Genomic DNA, 227 nt, shown 5'->3' with positions numbered 1-227 from the left:
GGCAACATCACCGAAACGGTGGAGGAGCATTTTGGTAAGACCGGCGGGGTGGTGATCACCTTCCTCTACTTCTTTGCCATTTGCCCGCTGCTGTGGATTTACGGCGTCACCATTACCAACACCTTTATGACCTTCTGGGAAAACCAGCTCCAGATGCCTGCCCTGAACCGCGGCGTGGTAGCGCTGTTCCTGCTGCTGCTGATGGCCTTTGTGATCTGGTTCGGTAA

General features: G+C 55.1%; 1 pseudogene. It reads left to right on the top strand.

Annotated elements, in window-relative coordinates:
• Positions 1-227: pseudogene (locus tag RRF55_RS28455) on the top strand (threonine/serine transporter TdcC); the annotation flags it as partial.

Source organism: Klebsiella sp. K47, assembly GCF_051858335.1.
GTDB lineage: Bacteria > Pseudomonadota > Gammaproteobacteria > Enterobacterales > Enterobacteriaceae > Klebsiella > Klebsiella pneumoniae.
Note: the sequence above shows the minus strand (reverse complement) of the source record. Positions and strands in the feature narration are given on the sequence as shown.